Source organism: Micromonospora sonchi (assembly GCF_014646235.1).
Classification (GTDB): domain Bacteria; phylum Actinomycetota; class Actinomycetes; order Mycobacteriales; family Micromonosporaceae; genus Micromonospora; species Micromonospora sonchi.
Genome location: NZ_BMNB01000011.1, coordinates 92,929 through 110,791, shown reverse-complemented (window position 1 = coordinate 110,791; position 17,863 = coordinate 92,929). Strand labels below are relative to the sequence as shown.

Sequence of the window (17,863 nt, the reverse complement as noted above, 5' to 3'; positions counted from 1 at the left end):
ATCCCCGTACCGTCACGCTCCGTAGCGATCGCGGGGAGAACCCCGAGCAGCACTGGGAGTGTCCGAATGCCCTCTGAATACGCCAAGTCTCTGGGCGCCCGCCTGCGCTCCATCCGCCAGCAGCAGGGCCTGTCCCTGCAGGGTGTGGAGGAGAAGTCGAACGGGCGGTGGAAGGCGGTGGTGGTCGGCTCGTACGAGCGCGGCGACCGCGCCGTCACGGTGTCCCGCCTGGCCGAGTTGGCCGAGTTCTACCGCGTTCCCGTCTCGGAACTGCTGCCCGACGGTAGCGGCGTGCGGCACGAGCCGACCAGCAAGATCGTGCTGGACCTGGAGCGGCTCTACGACGAGGCCAGCGAGGAACTCGCCTACGTGGCCCGGTACGCCCGCGCCATCCAGCAGCAGCGGGGTGACTACAACGGCCGGGTGCTCTCGATCCGCGCCGATGACCTGCGCGCCCTCGCGATCGTCTACGACGCCTCGCCGTCCGGCCTGATCGAGCGGCTGACCGAGCACGGCGTACTGGTCGCCGACCCCCGGGCGTTCTTCGCCAGCTGAGCATCGAGCGGAAAGGGCCCGTGCCGGGGACGGCACGGGCCCTACTCGTTTCCGCTCGTGTCACTCGGCCGAGGGGGCTCCGCCGTCAGCGGCGCCTCAGCGGGTGGCGTACTCGGCGATCCGGCCGAGCAGCCCGTTGAGGAAGCGGGGCGAGTCGTCGGTCGACATCTGCCGGGCCAGCTCGACCGCCTCGCTGATCGCCACCGCGTCGTCGATCTCGTCGACGTACAGCAGCTCGTAGACCGCGATCCGGGCGAGGTTGCGGTCGACCACCGGCATCCGGTCCAGCGTCCAACCCTCGGCGTAGCTGGCGATCAACTCGTCGATCCGGTCCAGGTGCCCGGCCACGCCCTCGACCAGACCGACCGCGTAGCCCAGGTGTTCGGGGCGTGGCACGGCGATCCGCTCGACGTAGCCGGCGAGCACCTCGACGGGCGGACGATCCCGCAGGTCGGCCTCGAAGAGCACGTCCAGCGCCCGCTTGCGCGCCTTGCGGCGCGCCGGCATCTGCTGCTTCGCACCCTCGGCCATCAGGCGCGGCCGAGGTAACGGCCGTCGCGGGTGTCGACCTTGATCTTCTCGCCGGTGGTGATGAAGAGCGGCACCTGCACGGTCGCGCCGGTCTCCAGGGTCGCCGGCTTGTTGCCGCCGGTGGACCGGTCGCCCTGCAGCCCCGGCTCGGTGTACGTGACCTCCAGCACGACGGAGGCCTGCATCTCGACGTAGAGCGGCAGGCCCTCGTGCGTGGCCACGATGACCTCGGCCTCGGGCAACAGGTAGTCGGCCGCCTCGCCGACCGTCCCGCCGGGCACCGTGATCTGGTCGTACGTCTCCAGATCCATGAAGACGTAGTCCTCGCCGTCGGCGTAGAGGTACTGCATCGTGCGCTTGTCCACGGTCGCAGTGTCGACCTTGGTGCCCGCGTTGAAGGTCTTGTCGACCACCTTGCCGGAGAGCACGTTCTTCAGCGTGGTACGCACGAACGCACCACCCTTACCGGGCTTGACGTGCTGGAACTCGACGACGGACCAGAGCTCTCCGTCGAGGTTGAGTACCAGGCCGTTCTTCAGGTCGTTGGTGGTGGCCATTTCCTGCCTTGATCATAATTTGGCGGACAGACCTGTGAAGTCTACTAGTCGCCCCCACAACCCACCGCCCGCCCGATGAGGGCGGGTCAGCGGCGGGCGGCGAGGTGGTGCAGGGCGAGGCGGTAGCCGTCGACGCCGAGCCCGCAGATCACCCCGGTGGCCACCGCCGAGACGACCGAGTGGTGCCGGAACTCCTCCCGGGCGTGGATGTTGGAGATGTGCACCTCCACCAGCGGGCCGCGCAGCAGCGCGCAGGCGTCCCGCACGGCGATCGAGTAGTGCGACCAGGCGGCCGGGTTGAGCACCACCGCAGCCTGCTCGTCCGCCGCGGCATGCAGCCAGCCGATCAGCTCGTGCTCCGCGTCGGTCTGCCGGACGGTGACCTCCAGCCCGAGCGCCCGCCCGGTCGACTCGCAGAGTTCGACCAGATCGGCGTAGCTGGTCACGCCGTACACGTCGACCTGGCGGGTGCCCAGCCGGCCCAGGTTCGGCCCGTTGAGCACGTACACCTTCATGCTGGGCTGCCTTTCGTTCGCGACTGCGGGGCTCGCAAACCCGGCTCACTCCTCGCGCTCACCGGGCCACCGCCCGGTAGGCCGCGTGCAGCAGGTCGTCGTCGGGGCCGGCCAGGATCGCCGGCCGGGCCAGCCCGTCGAGCACCACGAAACGCAACGTGCTGCCCCGGGCCTTCTTGTCGACCCGCATCGCGGCCAACAGCCGGGGCCAGGCATCGGCCGGGTAGCCGGTGGGCAGGCCGAGTGCGGTGACCACGTCGCGGTGCCGGCGTGCGGTCGCGGCGTCCAGCCGGCCGGCCAGGCGGGACAACTCGGCGGCGTACACCAGGCCGACCGCGACCGCGTGGCCGTGCCGCCAGCGGTACTCCTCCACCTTCTCGATCGCGTGGGCGAGGGTGTGCCCGTAGTTGAGCACCTCCCGTACGCCCGACTCGCGCAGGTCACCGCCGACCACGTCGGCCTTCACCCGGATCGCCCGTTCGATCAGCTCCCGGGCCACCGGCCCGGTCGGGTCGGTGGCCGCCGCCGGGTCCCGCTCGACCAGGTCGAGGATGACCGGGTCGGCGATGAAGCCGCACTTGACCACCTCGGCCAGGCCGGCGGCCAGGTCCGCCGGGGGCAGAGTGTCCAGCGTGGCGAGGTCGGCCAGCACCCCGACCGGCGGATGAAAAGCGCCGACGAGGTTCTTGCCGGCTGCGGTGTTGATCCCGGTCTTGCCACCCACCGCCGCGTCGACCATGCCGAGCAGCGAGGTGGCCACCGGCACCCAACGCACCCCGCGCAGCCAGCAGGCGGCCACGAACCCGGCCAGGTCGGTCACCGCGCCGCCGCCCAGGCCGACCACCGCGTCGGTGCGGGTGAACCCGGCCGCGCCGAGCCGGTCCCAGCACTGCGCCGCCACGTCGACATGTTTGCCGGCCTCGGCGTCGGGCACCTCGATCGGCAGCGGCGTCATCCCGGCCGCGGCCAGTCGAGCGCCGGTGGCGTCGGCCCGTTCCTTCAGCGGCGGGGCGTGCAGCACCGCCACCCGGGTGACGTCCGGCAGCAGGCCGGGCAGCGTGTCAAGCAGGTCGCGTCCGACCAGCACGTCGTACGGCCGCTCGCCGCCGACCGGGATCCGGGTCACCTCGTCCATCGCCGGGAGCCTAGCCCACCGGCCGCCGTTCCGGCCGTCCCCGCCCACCGCGTGCCGAGGGCTGGAACCGACGTTTACCGCGGCGTGGAACGGGCACCGGCAGCCACGACCACCGGACGGGCCAGGAGGCGGGATGGCGCAGCGGACGATCGACGGCGCCGACATCCGGCTGCCGGCCACCATCCTCGGCGTCGGTCTCGGCGGTTTCGTCGACGGCATCCTGCTGCACCAGGTCTTCCAGTGGCACCACATGCTCAGCAACACCGGCAACGACAACATCGGGGTACGCGACTACCCGGTGGACACCCTCTCCGGACTGCAGATGAACACCGTCTGGGACGGGCTGTTCCACGTGCTGACCTGGGTGGCGGTGCTGATCGGGCTGGCGATGCTGTACTCCCGGGTGACCCGCTCCCGGGGCCGGCTGTGGCGCTCACCCATGCTGTGGGGCTGGGCGCTGATCGGGTGGGGGCTGTTCAACCTGGTGGAAGGCATCATCGACCATCACATCCTGGCCATCCACCACGTCCGGTCCGGGGAGTACCAGCTCTGGTGGGATCTCGGCTTCCTCGCGCTGGGCGTGGTGCTGATCGTCGTCGGCTGGCTGGTGCAGCGCCGCGCCACCGCCGTGGACGTCTGCGCCGACCAGCGGCAGACGCCGACCCGGGACCGACGCGGATGAGCCCGATCGTGGTCTCGGCGCACGGCACCGAGCACGCCACGACCGTCGGGCCGGCGCTGCTCGTACCGCTGCTGGTCGGCTGGCTCTACCTGGCGGCGGCGCTGCGGCAACGCGCCCCGGGCCGCGCCGGCTGGAGTCACGGGCGGACGGCGGCCTTCGCCGTCGGATGCGCCCTGCTCGCCGTCGCCCTGCTGCTGCCGATGGACGGCTTCGCCACACACATGTGGCAGCATCTCCTGCTCGGCATGCTGGCTCCGCTGGGGCTGGTGCTCGGCGCGCCGGGCACGCTGGCGTTACGTACCGTCGACCGGCGGGCCGGTCGGGCCGCGCTGCGGGTGCTGCGTCATCCGGCGGCGCAAACGCTCACCCACCCGGTCACCGGGCTGCTGCTCACCGCCGGCGGGCTGTGGCTGCTCCACCTCACCCCGCTGTACCGGGCCACCCTCGCCAGCCCGGCCCTGCACGACCTGGTCAACCTGCACTTCCTGCTCAGCGGGTTGCTGTTCACCTGGTCGATCGCCGGTCCGGAGCCCACCGGGCACCGGCCCGGAGTCCCGGTACGGCTCGTGGTGCTCGGGATCGCGGTGGCCGCCCACGCCGGCCTGGCCCAACTCCTGTACGCGGGACTGCTCGTCGACGTGCCCGCCCCGGCGGAGCAGCTGCGCGCCGGCGCCACGGTCATGTACTACGGCGGCGACCTCGCCGAGATCCTGCTCGCGCTCGCGCTATTGGTCAGCTGGCGTCCGCAGCCCCGCCGACACCCCGCGCCGGCGGCCGCGCTCACCGGCAGCCGTTAACAGATCGGCAACTGCGTCGTCGGCGAGTTCACCGGCGGGTCCAGGGGCACCCGGCCCATCTCGCCGTACAGGAACAGCCGCAGGCTGACGTACAGCGTCTCCATGTCCACCCGTGTCAGCTCGGGGAACCCGTGACGCAGGACAGCGGTTCGTACGTCCACCAGCAGCGCGAATGACAGCCGCTGGTCGCCCTCGTAGTACGGAAGTGGGTAGGTTGGCACGTTTACCCCCGGAGGCAGGTCCACTAGACGATCGACCTGAGGGCGTACACCCCAGGCTGAAGGTCAGACAGGGGATGCCGGTCAGGTAGAAGTTGCGCTCGTTGGTCGGGGTACGGCGGACGCAGGTTCACTGGTCATCCTCCGCTGACTCGGACAGGTCAGGCTTTCGACCCGTTGCCAGGAACTTTTCGATCTCCTCGTCAGACAGCCCTCGCTGCGCCTCGACCAGCTTGGTGAACAGCAGTTGAGCACTGCCCTGTGGCTGGTCGCACCAGGTGGTGTGCTGGGCAAGCCGCAGCAGTCCCGTGATCCCACGAGACAGTTCGCCAGCCTGCCGGATCGACAGCGGGAACGCTGAGGCTGGCTGCCTGACCTCAGGATTGGTGTCGTAGGTCTCCAGCAGGACCAGCAGCGGCGCGTCCATCGGCGTGTGCGCGATGTTCAACGCCAGCCGGAGATGCACGAGCTCCTGGTTGCTGGCGGTGATCGTGACGGGACGTGAGACGTGTGGCCCTGACGGATGGTTTGGGTTGACCTGACACCCTGGTGCACACCACCTCGGGTGCAACATACGGTTGCTCATGGGTCCACTCCTTCGCAGTGGATCTAGGTCCGGGACCAGAGCGGCGAACTCCGGTCCCGGACCGCTATCGATTCATCACTAGTCCTCGTGCGGGTGCATGATCGTTACGACCGGTTCGCCGTTGTCGCCTGGGCGGATCAGGCTGCTCGCCTGCCTCGATCCGCGCCTTCTTGCCCGCCTCGTCATCGGCCGGCGGGCTCTCCGCGGCCTGCTCGTTCTCACCGTTCTCGACTTCGGTCGGCTGGGTCGGGTTTCCTCGGCCTCGGTCACCGTGGCTTCGGAAGCCTCGTTCACGACAGTCATCTCGCATCGCTCCATCGATCAATCGCCGACTCGAGCGAACCGGACATCTTAATCGATGGCCGCCTATCATCTAGAAATAAGACAACCTCCGATATCACGTGATTAGCCCCAAAGCCCGGCGACCCCATCAGCCTCCCCTTGATGGGTGCCAACTGTCAACCCTTCAAGTTGAATGCATGGGGAGTAGGCACCCTGCAGGGGTGCGGGTGCCTGCTGTCCGGGTGCATGGAGCGTCAGCGGCTCGCCGGCCTGGCCGAGATCGCCGAACTACTCGGCGGCGTCTCCCGCCAGCGCGCGTCCGAGATCATCCGGCGGCCGACGTTTCCCGAACCGATCGACATCCTGGCGACCGGCCGGATCTGGGACCGGGCCGACGTGATCGCGTGGATCCGGGAACACCGCCCGCACCAGCAAGCGGACTAGTCACGCGGCACCGGGCGAAAGTGGGTGGCTGCCGACGAGGTTCTCAGCTGTGTTTGTTGTGGCCGCTTTGCTCTGCTTCAACCCACGCACCGGTTGCTGCCGAAACCGTTGCATGGGTTGAAGCAGAGCAAAGGAGGCAGCGGAGGGGGTGGGTGGGCGGGCGCTGACCCATCCACTCCGTCAGGGTCGTCGGGCCGACGCTTCCCTCGACCAGCCGATGTTTGAGGCGTTCTCGTACCAAGATCCCCCAAGGGCTCGGCCCACAGCGGAATGCCGGACACAATAAACCAGTCGTGAGTCCGCGACAGCAGGTAGAGATGCCAGGGATCGATCGTCAGCCCGCGCAACTCGCAGAGGCGATCCGAAAGAGCCTGTCGGGCACTTCGAGGAAGGCTTTCCGTCCCGATCACCGCCCGCCGGCCCGAGGAGATCGAGTGAACCTTGATCGTTGGCAGTTCAGCAGCACCGATAACCGGCGTGTCGCGCTGCTGAGCTGCCAACGATCGAGAAGGTCATGGGCAGCCAGGCCGCGGCGGCTGAGGCGACCACCGCGTCGACCAACTCCTCGGCGGCAGCGCGTGCAGCACCGCCACCCGCGTGGCGCAGACCGGGCAGCGCATCGAGCAGGTCGGGACCAGGACGTCGTACGGCCGCTCGCCGACCGGGATCCAGGTCGGGATCCTCGTCCGCCGGGGCCTAGCTATCCGTGCGCAGCAACTGCGCGATCTCGGCGGCGATCTCTTCGGGCGTGCGGCCGTCGGTGTGCACGGTGAGGGTGGCGACCTCGGCGTAGAGCGGGCGGCGCTGGTCCATCAGGTGCTTGAGGGTGGCCCGAGGATTGATCGCCAGCAGCGGCCGACCGACACCGAGACCGACCCGCTTCACCGCGTCGGAAAGTCCGACGTCGAGATGAACCACCCGGTGCCCGACCAGGGCAGCGCGGTTCTCCTCGGCCAGCACCGCGCCGCCGCCGAGGGCCAGCACCCCGGAGCAGGAGGCCAGCGCCGCCGCCACCGCCGCCCGTTCGAGGGTACGGAAGTGCGCCTCCCCCTCGTCGATGAAGATCTCCGGGATCGGCTTGCCGGCGAGGCGCTCGATGTCGGCGTCGGTGTCCCGGAACTCGACGCCCAAGGTCTTCGCCAGGATCTCGCCGATGGTTGTCTTGCCCGAGCCGGGCGCCCCGACCAGGACGCAGACCGGGCGGGTCCTACCGGTCACCGGATCACCAGCGCGTCGAGGTAGCCGGCCAGGTTGCGGCGCATCTCGGCGATCGAGTCACCGCCGAACTTCTCCACCGCCGCCTCGGCCAGCACCAGCGCCACCATCGCCTCGGCGACCACGGCGGCGGCAGGCACCGCGCAGACGTCGGAGCGCTGGTTGATCGCGGTGGCCGGCTCGCCCGTGGTGACGTCCACGGTGGCGAGGGCACGGTTCAGGGAGGAGATCGGCTTCATCGCCGCCTTGACCCGCAGCGGCTCGCCGGTGGTGATGCCGCCCTCCAGACCACCGGCCCGGTCGGTGACCCGACGGACCCCGGTGGCGGTGGGCATGATCTCGTCGTGCGCCTCGGAGCCCCGGGACCGGGCCTGCTGCCAGCCGTCGCCGATCTCCACACCCTTGATCGCCTGGATCGACATCAACGCGGTGGCCAGCCGGGCGTCGAGCTTGCGGTCCCACTGCACGTGACTGCCCAGGCCGGGCGGTACGCCGTACGCCAGCACCTCGACCACGCCACCCAGGGTGTCGGCGGCCTTCTTCGCGGCGTCGACCTCGGCGACCATCCGGGCGCTGGCCTCCGGGTCGAGGCAGCGCAGCGGGTCGGCGTCGATCCGCTCGGCGTCCTCCGGGCGGGGCCGCAGCCCCGGCTTGGCGGCGACCGGGCCCAACTCCACCACGTGCGAGACGATCTCGACGTCGAGCGCCTGGCGCAGCAGCGCCTTGGCCACGGTGCCGACGGCGACCCGGGCGGCGGTCTCCCGCGCGCTGGCCCGCTCCAGGATCGGCCGGGCATCGGTGTGGCCGTACTTCTGCATGCCGGCCAGGTCGGCGTGGCCGGGCCGGGGTCGGGTGAGCGGGGCGTTGCGGGCCTGCCCGGCCAACTCGTCGGCGTCCACCGGGTCGGCGGCCATCACGGTGCGCCACTTGGGCCACTCGGAGTTGCCGACCCGGATCGCGACCGGGCTGCCCAGCGTCACACCGTGCCGCAGGCCGCCGATGATCTCGATTTCGTCCTGCTCGAAGGCCATCCGCGCGCCCCGGCCATAGCCGAGCCGGCGGCGGGCCAACTCCCCGGCGATCTCGGTGGAGGTCACCTCGATGCCGGCCGGCACCCCCTCCAGCAACGCGACGAGGGCGGGTCCGTGCGATTCTCCTGCGGTCAACCAGCGCAACACAGCGGTCAGTCTGTCACGCCCGGTGCCCGCCGCCCCGCACCGCCCGGCGCGTCCCGCCCTGCGGACACGACAACGGCAGCGGTGGGTAGCAGCCCGCAACCATTTCGGTCGGGTCCACTACCCACCGCACCACTCCCGTGCAGCTAGCGGCTGCCCTCCCGGCTGCGCCGGAGGATCCAGGCCGCTCGAATCATCGCCCCTCCCATCGCCACCGCCAGGGCGATCCGGACAGCCGATCCCACGTTCGCCGGCAAGGACATCCACTTCTGCACCAGGGTGACCACCGCCAGGAGAATTCCCAGCAGACCAGCGGCGACGATCAGGGCCCCGGAACGACGGGCAGCGGCGGTGTCGCCCCGCGCTCCCGGCACGATCCTCCCGGTCCGGACCAGCGCACCCAGAAGTACCACCAGTGCCGCCAGCACCACGATCACGGCCAGCCTTCCTGCCATCCGATCGTCACCTACCCCGGTCCTCGAAGAGAGCAACCACTCATAGACACTGCCAGCCCAGCGGCCACCCGTAGGAGTACGGCGTGGCGAACGAGCTCGTGCCACCCCCTGCCCACCAGCGCCAATAAATCGTGGTGTACGTGATTCTGGTCTTGAGGGTGGCCCGCACTTTGATTCCGCGCTGCTTCTTGCAGCGAGCTGAGTACTCAACTGGCCCAATCTGCCCGATCAAAACTCCGACGACCGCTCCGCCGACGCCGCACCAGGGACCACACAGGAAGCCGAGCAATGCACCGATCGCCCCTCCGATCGCGGGAGTTCCATAACCCAACATCCGCAGCGTCGTGTTGTGAGTCAGGCTGCACCTGATGTTGAGCGTCTTGCCGACCCGCTTGTTCGAAATCTTGTAGTACGGCATATATTTCGGATAATTCGTCGTCCACCTGTCGGTGAAGTGCTGGCTCCACCAACTGTCGCGGCAGGTGTTGCTTGCCATACCCGATGTGTCGGTGCAACCCGTGGGATCTCCCCCACAGTATTCGTAGGCGTTCAGGTTGCCGCCGACAATTGGGTCGACCGACAGGAACCGACCGGTGGCCGGGTTGTAGAGCCGGGCCCCCATCAGGATGACCCCGCTCGGGGTGTCGGCGGCGCGTTGCGCCGAGCCCAGCCAGCCGTACCGGGGCGGGTTCGCGGCAGCCGCATCACGTGGCTGTCCGTACTCGAGGAACTCCCGCGTGTAGAGCAGCCCGGTCCCGCTCTGTGCCATCCCGGCAACGACGTTGCCGTGCAGATCCACCAGTTGCCAGGTGACGCCGACACCCGTGGCGAAGATGCCGACCAGGCCGAGCAGGGCTCCGATCGGACGGGTGATGCTGCCACCACCCTCATCCGTCCAGACCGGCGAATCGTCGTCCGCGGAGTAGTGATGGCGTTTGGTGACACTCGGACCGCCGGGCGTGGTCGTGACCCACGACCTGATGCGGTTGTTCACCACGTCCACGGTGTACGTGGCCGTACGGCCCGCCTGCGAGATCGTCCGCACCATGTCGTTCGCGTGGTAAGACATGGTCGCCGGTCCGCCGCCGGCGATGGCGGAGTCCACTCCGGGTTGCGTCAGAGTCCGTCCGAGCACGTCATACGTGTAGCCGTCGCCAGTGGCTCGGTCGGCGTTGTCGTACGCCCAGACCTTCTCGTCGGCTGGAACTGCCCCCTGACAGCCGCCGGTTCCGGCTGCGGACTGCATCAGTCGTGTGCGGTTGGCGCCGGCATCGAACTCGTACTGCCGTACGACGCAGTGGCCATTGACCGTGTCGGACACGGTCGAAATCCGTCCAGCCTGGTCGTAGGTGAATTTCTGCTCGGACAGACTGGTCGCCCTCGCCGCCCACTGCCCGGCGGCCGACGGCACCACACTGTCCACGAAGAGGGAGCAGGACGGCTGGCCACACCCCGGCTGGTCGTACCGGATGCCGGTAGCCGCACCGATCTCGTTGATGGTGAGCGTCACCTGTACGCCGTTCGGCATGCTCTGCGTGACGATGTTGCCGTCGGCGTCGTAGGTCGCCTGGAAGGTCCCCGCCTGGGAGTCCACCAGGGTGGTGGGCAGGCCACGCCGCTCCGTTGCACCGTCGTACGTCACGGCCTGGCTGGCGACCGGATCACCGATTGACACCACCGTGCCCGCCACGCCGAAGCCCGTCGTGGTCTGATTGCCGTCAGCGTCGGTGTAGCTGGTCTGTCGGCCAAGGCTGTCGTAGCCACGAATCACCTCCGCGACCACCGCACCACCGGCGTCGACGCTCTGCGTCCGGACCAGATCCCCGCTGACGGGATCGTAGATGTTGCGGCTGCGGTTGACCGGTGTACCCGGGCCGGAAACCACCAACTCGAACGGTCGTCCCGCCTCGTCGTATGAGGTGCTGTTCGTCCGTTGCACGCCCGCGGTGTTCTTTTCGGTGACGACCCGGTTCTGTCCATAGAAACCGTACGTCGTCACCATCGCCAACAGCTCGGGCGCACTTTCCGCCGGGCCACCCGCATGGGTGCGGCATACCTGCCCCGCCCACTCAGCCCGTCCCCCACACTCCGGATGGCTGGCGTTGGCCCCGGCACCGTAGTAAACGCTCACCCGGGTGGCTGGTGTGGAGTCGGCGCTGCCGCCGGCAGGTTGGGTACTGCGAACCACCCGGCCCGAGGCGTCGTACTCCGTCCGGTTCACCAGGTCCAGACCGCCGGGGTCGACAATCGTCTTGGTGGCCAGCTTCAGGGTCCAGTCATACTCCGTCTTGGTGGTGCGGACATCCTCGTCCACCGTCTGCCCGCCGACCACGTGGCTGACCGAGACCCGCTCCGTGGTGGGTAGGCCAGGAGCCTCACCACCTGACGGGGCACCTTCGTCATAGGTGTACGAGGTGTGCGCGCGGCCTCGCACCACGGTTCCGGTCGACAACAGCACGTCGTGCTCGGGACCGAAGATCTCCTGAATCGTCTGGCCGTCGTCGGAGTACCGGGTGACGGTCGAGAGCCGAGAGGCGATCTCGGCCTCCGCCGCGGCGCTGTCGGTGCCGGATGCCTCCAACGCCCGCTTACGGTTGCCGGCCGTCAGCTCACCGATCACGTTGCCGGAAAGGTCGTACCAGACAGCGTCGATGTGGCCGTTCGGCTCGGCCGTGTTCACCGTCCGCGCGTTGCTGTCCATGTAGCTGATCGTGGCCCGCTCATAGGAACCGGGCAGGACACCGGTGGACGGATCGCCGCCCGGTACCTGGGTGGCCGGAAAGATCGCCGTGGCGTCCGTCGGCGCATCCGCCTGGCCCCACCGCGCGGTTTCACCGGCAGCGAGATTGTAGGGTGCTCCGCTGCCCGAGACGGGTACCTGGTACACCACCGTCTGCACGGCGGTGCCCGCCGACAGGGCGGAGCGGGTGACCTTGTGCAGGCGGCCCTTACCGGGATCACCCGGGACGGTGGTGTAGGAGAACAGCCACGGCTCCTGTGCCGGCGGCGTGATCGAGGTGATGATGCCGTCGCCGTTGTAGTAGTACACGGTGCGCACCTGGTGGCTGCTGCCACCGCTCTGGTGGTCGAGTCGCGGGTCGGAGACGGTACGCAACCGCCCGCCGCTGTCGTAGGTGTAGCGGGCCAGGACGACCGTGCGCATGGCAGGCGTCGGAAGGTCCGGGTCCCAGGCGATGTACGAGATCTGTTTGACCCGGCCGGAGTAGTCACCCCACGTGCCGTCCGCCAAGCCGGTCGCGGTCGTCGTGTTCGCATAGGTGAAGGTGATGGCCCGGCAACCACGGACCAGCGTGGTACAGGTGACACCGCTGGGAACGGGCGCCAACAGCCGCGTCGGGCGCATCACCTCGCTCGATCCGAGGACGACCTTTTCCCAGGAGTAGGTGGTGGTGTTGCCCGACCCTGGGGCAGTGGCGGCCGTCGGCGTGTAGACGTTGGGCGGATCGTTGACGGCCCGGGTGAACGTCACGACGTTCCCGTCCCGGTCGGCCAGGGTGAAGGTGCTGGTACCGCTGTTGAAGGTCAGTACATGGTTCTCCGAGCCCACCTCCGGCTCGTACCTGGTCCCGCCGGCGTCGATCCTCGTGAAGCCGATCGTCGAGTCGTCCGGGAGCTTGACCTGCACGAGGCTCCCGAACGTCGTGAGCCGCGTGTAGGGGGCCTGCGCGTCCGAGACCACGGTGCCGGAGATCCAGCCCGGTCCGAAGAGCGGATCCGCGTTACCCGAGGGCCGACGGCTGTTGAGCGTCCGGGACACCACCAGTCCGGCCACCGAGACGTCGGCGTGCGAGAGCTGGTAGTTGCCGGTGATCAGGTTGACCGATCCGGGTCCGACCTGTGCCGTGGTCGCGGAGGCGAGGTTGCGATCGAAGCGGATCTTCACCGGGTCGCTGGGCGCACCGTTGTTGTTGGGGTTGAAGTAGCCGCGCACCTGTAGCGGCCCGTCGCGTGGCACGCCCTGCCCGTCGACCGCGGCGAGGGTGGCGGCGATGTCCCAGTTGAGCTTCGGAACCGTGCCTCCCGTGACCGGGACGGGCCAGGTGACCGCGCCACCACCAGCGGTGTAGGTCACGTGCGAGTTCGGGATCTGGACCCAACTGTCGGAGCCTGCGCGGCGCCACTGGTAGGTGACCTCCGTGAACGACGACGCCGAGATGGAGCTGAGCACGCTCTTCGCCCCACTGATGTCACCCGTCTTGGGTGAGGTCATCGCCGCGGAGCCCACCTTGAACGGATATGACCGCAACTGGGTCACGTTACCGGCGGAATCACGGGTCCGGGCCCAGATGTTGTGCCAGCCGGGGGTCAGCGGAGTGATGTTCACCGTCGCCGGGGCGCCTGGCGCGGTGGTGTTGACCACGCGGTTCGGTGGCTGCACGTCCAGGCTGTACTCGTAGGCGACCGCGTCCGCGACCCCGTTCGCGTCGAAGGTGAACTGCCCGGCCACCCCCGCGTCCCCTCCCCAGGCGTTCTCCGGGTACGTCTCGGAGGTGATGATCGGCGGGCTGCCGATCGACGTGTCGACGTTGAACTCGCAGAACGAGGACCAGGTGCCGTTGACCGTGCCGTCGTTGCCGCGCACCCGCCACCGGTAGGAGCTGCCGTGGGCCAGGACGCCGGCGGGAACGGTGGCGGTGAAGGTCGTACCGGAGGCGCCGGCCGAGGTGATCACGCTACCGAGCTTGGTGGTACCGGTCAGCGTCCACCATTCGAACTCCGCGGTGACCGGCGATCCTTCGGCATCGGCGATGACCGACCGTAGCTGGGGGGTGGCGGTGTTCATCTTCGGCCGTGAGGATCCCGTGACGCAGGCCGTGGCCGGCACGGTGGAGCGGGTGCCGACGGTCGGGTACGAGTTGTAGGTGACCGTCGCGTACGGCACCTGGCTCGAACTGGCCGCGTTCCGCGAGCGGAACTGCTTGAAGCTGTTGGTCGAGGTCTCGTCGGTGCCGCGTACGCCCATGTAGGCCGTGGTCTGGCCGGCGGTGGCGGCGCGCTGGAAGAAGTTGGTGCCGCTGATGCTGACCCAGCCGTCGTCGCAGGCCGACGAGTAGCCCTTCGTCTGGGTCGAGGTCGCCTCCTTTTGGATCCAGGTCGGCTGCGTTCCCCATCGGGTGGCGGAGGAGGCGGAACCGGTGGTCCAGATCTCCCACGAGCTCGCCGTGCAGCTGTGCGACCACCAGTTCCAGAAGTAAACGGTGGCTGCGGTGATCTGTTTGCCCGCGAGAGCGGACACCGGCCAGTGCACGAAGGAGCGCGTCTTCACGGCCGGGGTGGTCGCGAGCAGACCGAGTTGGAGGTCGCTCGCACCGCTGCGGTCCACGCTGTCTCCTTCCTTCACATAGGTGTCGAAGGAGGTGTAGAGCGGGTTGATCTGCGGGTCGATGGTCACCGGGTACTGGGTGGCCGGGTCCTTCAACCAGGTCAGGTCGGGCCGCAGCCGCATGACCAGGCCGCCGTCGCGGGCACCCTTCGCTCGCTCGGAACGCGCACCGACCAGGGTCCGGCGAGTGGGCTGCTCCGTCCCGGCGGCACGCCGGGCGTCCCACATCTCCGGCGCCGGGACGACCGCGATCGACCGGCCCTTCCCGTCCTTCAGCGTCAGCTCACCGCCACTACCCTGGTGGAACGAGGCGAACCCTTTCCCGGTCAAGGGAAGATCCAGTGCCGGCAGCCGATCCACCGCTGAGCGGCTCTTGACCGTGAGGTACTGGGAGAACCCGGTCCGGGTGGCCTCCACCACGAGGTCGATGCCGGGTGCCACCTCCGGATACGTCGCCCTGTTGTCCAGCAGCACCGGAGCCGGCAGCTCTCCCGGCCAGCCGAGCGTGAGTCGGCGGTCCCCCTCGCCGACGGCGGCCAGGTCACCGCCCTTGCCCCGGGCACCGGAGATCCAGAGGTTCAGCGGATGGGCCTTTGCGCGTACCGAGCCGTCGTCGGCCGGCTGTAGCGTCAGATCGATCTCGACCCAACCGCCGTCCCGCTGCATGCGCACCGGTCCGGCGTGGACCGTGGCCTCGATTTTCCCGTCCGGGTGCGCCACATATTCGGCGGAGTCGGTCGTCATGCCGGAAATCCGGACCTTCTTGCCGGACGTGCGTGCCGTTACGAGCGCCGCCATTTCATCGGGCCGCTCCAAAATCTCGTCGGCAGCCGGCTTGGTCGCCGCCGCCGCAGCACTTGATTCCACGGGAATGTCGGAAATGGTGAGCGCCATGACGACAGCTAAACTCGCGGCCAGGATCCGCTCCGAACGGGATCGGACCACCCTTAGGCCATCACCGATGGAATTTTTCGTTCGAAAATGCGTAGGTGTCACTGCGGACCAACTTCCCCCGTGCAGGCATGATGAGGGATCATAGGCAGAGAGAAGCCGTCTGGTACATCGTAACTTTGAGCTAGGACGCACCGCTGGACTCGCCAATATTCGAGCAGGCGACAAGCCTGAAGCCGCGTCCGCGAACACTTTCGGTGATGCTTCGTCGCCGATGCGGCCAGACAAAATTTCATCGACCACGACCGACCGCAATCAATCAAGCGTGTCACGCAACGGACAAATCAGAGGGATGCCGGGTCATTCATCGCCAACGATGACACAGGCCGCTGAAGGCCAGCGAACCACCCCGGTCAGATTCCTCGACCTCGGCGGTGCAGGGTGCGGAGCACCGTGTCGGGGCGGAGCATCCGCCCGGCCACGGCCAGGGCCAGGTAGGCACGCGCTTCGCGCGGGTTGCCGCGAAGAGTGCGCCGGGCCCAGCGCAGCGCGGAGCGGGAATCGCCGCACGCGGCGCGGGCGAAGGCGATCTGCCCGGCGATCCGGGCCTGGCCCGCCGGCTGGGTGGCGAACTCGGGATGGCGCTCCAGCAGCCACTGCAACGCCTCGGCGATGGTGTCCCAGCGCTGGGCGAAGTACGACCGCCGGTGCCAGCGCACCAGCACGTACGCGGCGGGCAGGTTGACCAGCGGGGCGGCGCGGGCGGCCCGGAGCAGGAAGTCGTAGTCCTCGGCGTAGCCGCCCGGGATCTCCTCGTCGACCAGTCCGATCCTGTCGCGCAGCGCGGTGGCCCGGACGAGGAAGGTCGACGGGTGCAGTTCGGTCATCCGGTCCCGCAGCAGGTCGGCCAGGGTGATCGAGTCGCGGTCCAGCACCCGCTCGACGGTGTGCCCCTGGTAGCTGATCCGGATGCCGCAGGTGACGAACGCGGCGCCGGACGCGGCCAGGGCGTCGACCTGGGCCTGTAGTTTGCCGGGCAGCCACTCGTCGTCGTCGTCGCAGAAGGCGATCAGCTCGCCGGTGGCGGCCAGGGCACCGGTGTTGCGGGCGCCGGCCAGGCCCGGGGTACGGGTGTTGCCGAGCACCCGAACCGACCGGTGCGGTGCGGCGGGCGCGGGCGGTGGGCGGTCCGGCTCGCACTGGTCGTACACCATGATGACCTCGACCGACCCCGGGTAGTCCTGCGTCACGACGGCCCGGATAGCGGCGGACAGCAGTTCCGGGCGGTCGCGGGTGGGTATCACGACGCTCACCCTCGGGTACCGGGTCACGGCTGTCGTCCCTCGTCGCGTCCCGGTCCCCGCCACGGCGGCCACCAGGGTCGGTGCCGGCGCTGCGCGGTGGCGACCAGGTCGTCGACGATCAGTCCCACCCGGTATGCCGCGGCCTGTTGCCGGTCGACCGACTCGGGGTCCGCCGCCACGGTGAACCGCGACCGGTCGGACAGGCCGGCGGCGAGCGCGTCCCGCAGGGCCTGCCGGGATTCGCAGAGCGCGATCAGCCCGGCCGCGCCGAGCCGGCGGGCGAAGCGCTGCTGGTGGTCGTCGACGTGTTCGCCGTGGGCCGGGTCCCGGGGCACCACGATCGGCAGGTGCCCGTGCCGGCGGGCCTCCAGGATGGTGGCCGGCCCGCCGTGGCAGACCACCAGATCCGCCTGGTCCATCGCCTTCTGCAACTCGGCGTGCCCGAGGAACTGCACCGCGTCCGGCAGGTCCGCGACCGGGGTGTAGCCGTGCTGCACGGTCAGGATGACCTCACCGGCCACCTCGGCGTACCACTGTTGCAGCCAGTCGACCAGCCGGACGAAGGGATGCCGGTCGGCGCCCACGGTCACCAGCAGCTGCGGCCGGGCGTCGACGGGCGGCAGCGTACCGCTCACAGCAGCGTCCCGACGACGGTCGCCTCCGGGTACTGGCGGCGCTGCTCCTCCCACTGCACGAGCATCGTGGACAGGAACGGGCGGCACAGCCGGGCGGTCAGCGTCGGCGTGTCGATCCGGTCGTAGACCTCGATGTAGACGGTCGGGATGCCCCGCAGCCGGGCGAGCACGACGAACGGGACGGCCACGCCCGCCCCGGTGGTGACCACCGCGGCGACCCGCCGGTGGCGCAGCACCCGGGCCGCCAGCACCCCGTTGCGCAGCAGGTTGCGCAGGTTCCGGGTGGTCGGATGGTGGGCCAGGACCATCTCCTCGCCGGCCAGCAGCGACACCGCGTCCGGCGTGTCGAACGTGACGAAGCAGCGCCGCCACTTCTCGTACCAGGGCCGCAGCGCCAGCAGCTGGGCGAGGTGCCCACCGCTGGAGCCGACCAGCAGCAACACTGGCGGTTGGCCGGGCTTCCGAGTCTTCGCGTCCATGCGACTCCCCACAAAAGTTCGCTTGGATTCCGTCAGGTCATCGACACTTATCGCATTTACAGA

Annotated in this window: 17 protein-coding genes; 4 read left to right on the top strand and 13 right to left on the bottom strand. The window is 69.3% G+C overall.

Annotation, left to right across the window (positions count from 1 at the left end; translation table 11 throughout):
* Nucleotides 1-66: 66 nt before the first annotated feature.
* Nucleotides 67-555 (top strand): transcriptional regulator BldD, encoded by a 489-nt coding sequence (gene bldD, locus IEY61_RS14025; RefSeq protein ID WP_117229180.1) that lies wholly within the window; start codon nt 67-69, stop codon nt 553-555.
* 96 nt (nt 556-651) lie between these two features.
* Here bldD and nusB read toward each other — a convergent pair whose 3' ends face one another.
* From nusB to aroB, 4 genes are all read right to left on the bottom strand, one after another.
* Nucleotides 652-1,062: a transcription antitermination factor NusB gene (gene nusB, locus IEY61_RS14020; RefSeq protein ID WP_189044411.1), complete on the bottom strand. Its 411-nt coding sequence runs from the start codon at nt 1,060-1,062 to the stop codon at nt 652-654.
* A gap of 23 nt (nt 1,063-1,085) precedes the next feature.
* Complete coding sequence (gene efp, locus IEY61_RS14015) at nt 1,086-1,643, bottom strand: elongation factor P (RefSeq protein ID WP_189044283.1); 558 nt, start codon at nt 1,641-1,643, stop codon at nt 1,086-1,088.
* Between the two features lie 86 nt (nt 1,644-1,729).
* Nucleotides 1,730-2,158 (bottom strand): type II 3-dehydroquinate dehydratase, encoded by a 429-nt coding sequence (aroQ, locus tag IEY61_RS14010; protein ID WP_189044281.1) that lies wholly within the window; start codon nt 2,156-2,158, stop codon nt 1,730-1,732.
* A 58-nt stretch (nt 2,159-2,216) separates the two neighbouring features.
* On the bottom strand, nt 2,217-3,293 hold the full coding sequence (gene aroB, locus IEY61_RS14005) for a 3-dehydroquinate synthase (protein ID WP_189044279.1): 1,077 nt from the start codon (nt 3,291-3,293) through the stop codon (nt 2,217-2,219).
* A gap of 133 nt (nt 3,294-3,426) precedes the next feature.
* On the opposite strand from aroB, the gene IEY61_RS14000 reads away from it, so the two are divergent.
* The gene (locus IEY61_RS14000) at nt 3,427-3,975 is read left to right on the top strand and encodes a DUF2243 domain-containing protein (RefSeq protein WP_189044277.1); all 549 of its coding nucleotides are present in this window, start codon (nt 3,427-3,429) and stop codon (nt 3,973-3,975) included.
* The gene (locus IEY61_RS13995) at nt 3,972-4,772 is read left to right on the top strand and encodes a cytochrome c oxidase assembly protein (protein ID WP_189044275.1); all 801 of its coding nucleotides are present in this window, start codon (nt 3,972-3,974) and stop codon (nt 4,770-4,772) included. The genes IEY61_RS14000 and IEY61_RS13995 overlap by 4 nt, the downstream gene beginning before the upstream one ends.
* Here the strand turns inward: IEY61_RS13995 and IEY61_RS13990 are convergent.
* Nucleotides 4,769-4,993 carry a hypothetical protein gene (locus IEY61_RS13990; RefSeq protein WP_189044272.1) on the bottom strand — a complete coding sequence of 75 codons (225 nt, stop codon included), beginning with the start codon at nt 4,991-4,993 and terminating at the stop codon, nt 4,769-4,771. The two genes, IEY61_RS13995 and IEY61_RS13990, sit on opposite strands and share 4 nt — an antisense overlap.
* A 127-nt stretch (nt 4,994-5,120) precedes the next feature.
* Nucleotides 5,121-5,456 carry a hypothetical protein gene (locus IEY61_RS13985; protein WP_189044270.1) on the bottom strand — a complete coding sequence of 112 codons (336 nt, stop codon included), beginning with the start codon at nt 5,454-5,456 and terminating at the stop codon, nt 5,121-5,123.
* 648 nt (nt 5,457-6,104) lie between these two features.
* Here IEY61_RS13985 and IEY61_RS13980 point away from each other — a divergent pair.
* Entirely contained in the window at nt 6,105-6,302 is a 198-nt protein-coding gene (locus tag IEY61_RS13980) for a helix-turn-helix transcriptional regulator (RefSeq protein WP_189044268.1), read from the top strand.
* A 696-nt stretch (nt 6,303-6,998) separates the two neighbouring features.
* Here IEY61_RS13980 and IEY61_RS13975 read toward each other — a convergent pair.
* The 7 genes from IEY61_RS13975 to IEY61_RS13945 form a co-directional block, all read right to left on the bottom strand.
* A complete protein-coding gene (locus tag IEY61_RS13975) occupies nt 6,999-7,520 on the bottom strand; it encodes a shikimate kinase (RefSeq protein ID WP_189044266.1) in 522 nt (173 codons plus the stop codon).
* Nucleotides 7,517-8,695 (bottom strand): chorismate synthase, encoded by a 1,179-nt coding sequence (gene aroC / locus IEY61_RS13970; protein ID WP_189044264.1) that lies wholly within the window; start codon nt 8,693-8,695, stop codon nt 7,517-7,519. Before aroC ends, IEY61_RS13975 begins: the two co-directional genes overlap by 4 nt.
* 143 nt (nt 8,696-8,838) lie before the next feature.
* A complete protein-coding gene (locus tag IEY61_RS13965) occupies nt 8,839-9,147 on the bottom strand; it encodes a hypothetical protein (protein ID WP_189044262.1) in 309 nt (102 codons plus the stop codon).
* A gap of 40 nt (nt 9,148-9,187) precedes the next feature.
* Nucleotides 9,188-15,385 carry an RHS repeat-associated core domain-containing protein gene (locus tag IEY61_RS13960; protein ID WP_189044260.1) on the bottom strand — a complete coding sequence of 2,066 codons (6,198 nt, stop codon included), beginning with the start codon at nt 15,383-15,385 and terminating at the stop codon, nt 9,188-9,190.
* A 410-nt stretch (nt 15,386-15,795) separates the two neighbouring features.
* Complete coding sequence (locus tag IEY61_RS13955; RefSeq protein ID WP_373293157.1) at nt 15,796-16,761, bottom strand: glycosyltransferase family 2 protein; 966 nt, start codon at nt 16,759-16,761, stop codon at nt 15,796-15,798.
* Nucleotides 16,710-17,321: a glycosyltransferase gene (locus tag IEY61_RS13950; RefSeq protein WP_229705887.1), complete on the bottom strand. Its 612-nt coding sequence runs from the start codon at nt 17,319-17,321 to the stop codon at nt 16,710-16,712. Before IEY61_RS13950 ends, IEY61_RS13955 begins: the two co-directional genes overlap by 52 nt.
* Nucleotides 17,318-17,800 (bottom strand): glycosyltransferase family 28 protein, encoded by a 483-nt coding sequence (locus tag IEY61_RS13945; protein WP_189044256.1) that lies wholly within the window; start codon nt 17,798-17,800, stop codon nt 17,318-17,320. Before IEY61_RS13945 ends, IEY61_RS13950 begins: the two co-directional genes overlap by 4 nt.
* Nucleotides 17,801-17,863 lie beyond the last annotated feature (63 nt).

Bases quoted from the DNA above. Each gene is read 5' to 3' on its own strand.
- bldD (WP_117229180.1), top strand. From the start codon at position 67: ATGCCCTCTGAATACGCCAAGTCTCTGGGCGCCCGCCTGCGCTCCATC.
- nusB (WP_189044411.1), bottom strand. From the start codon at position 1,062: ATGCCGGCGCGCCGCAAGGCGCGCAAGCGGGCGCTGGACGTGCTCTTC.
- efp (WP_189044283.1), bottom strand. From the start codon at position 1,643: ATGGCCACCACCAACGACCTGAAGAACGGCCTGGTACTCAACCTCGAC.
- aroQ (WP_189044281.1), bottom strand. From the start codon at position 2,158: ATGAAGGTGTACGTGCTCAACGGGCCGAACCTGGGCCGGCTGGGCACC.
- aroB (WP_189044279.1), bottom strand. From the start codon at position 3,293: ATGGACGAGGTGACCCGGATCCCGGTCGGCGGCGAGCGGCCGTACGAC.
- IEY61_RS14000 (WP_189044277.1), top strand. From the start codon at position 3,427: ATGGCGCAGCGGACGATCGACGGCGCCGACATCCGGCTGCCGGCCACC.
- IEY61_RS13995 (WP_189044275.1), top strand. From the start codon at position 3,972: ATGAGCCCGATCGTGGTCTCGGCGCACGGCACCGAGCACGCCACGACC.
- IEY61_RS13980 (WP_189044268.1), top strand. From the start codon at position 6,105: ATGGAGCGTCAGCGGCTCGCCGGCCTGGCCGAGATCGCCGAACTACTC.
- IEY61_RS13965 (WP_189044262.1), bottom strand. From the start codon at position 9,147: ATGGCAGGAAGGCTGGCCGTGATCGTGGTGCTGGCGGCACTGGTGGTA.
- IEY61_RS13960 (WP_189044260.1), bottom strand. From the start codon at position 15,385: ATGGCGCTCACCATTTCCGACATTCCCGTGGAATCAAGTGCTGCGGCG.
- IEY61_RS13945 (WP_189044256.1), bottom strand. From the start codon at position 17,800: ATGGACGCGAAGACTCGGAAGCCCGGCCAACCGCCAGTGTTGCTGCTG.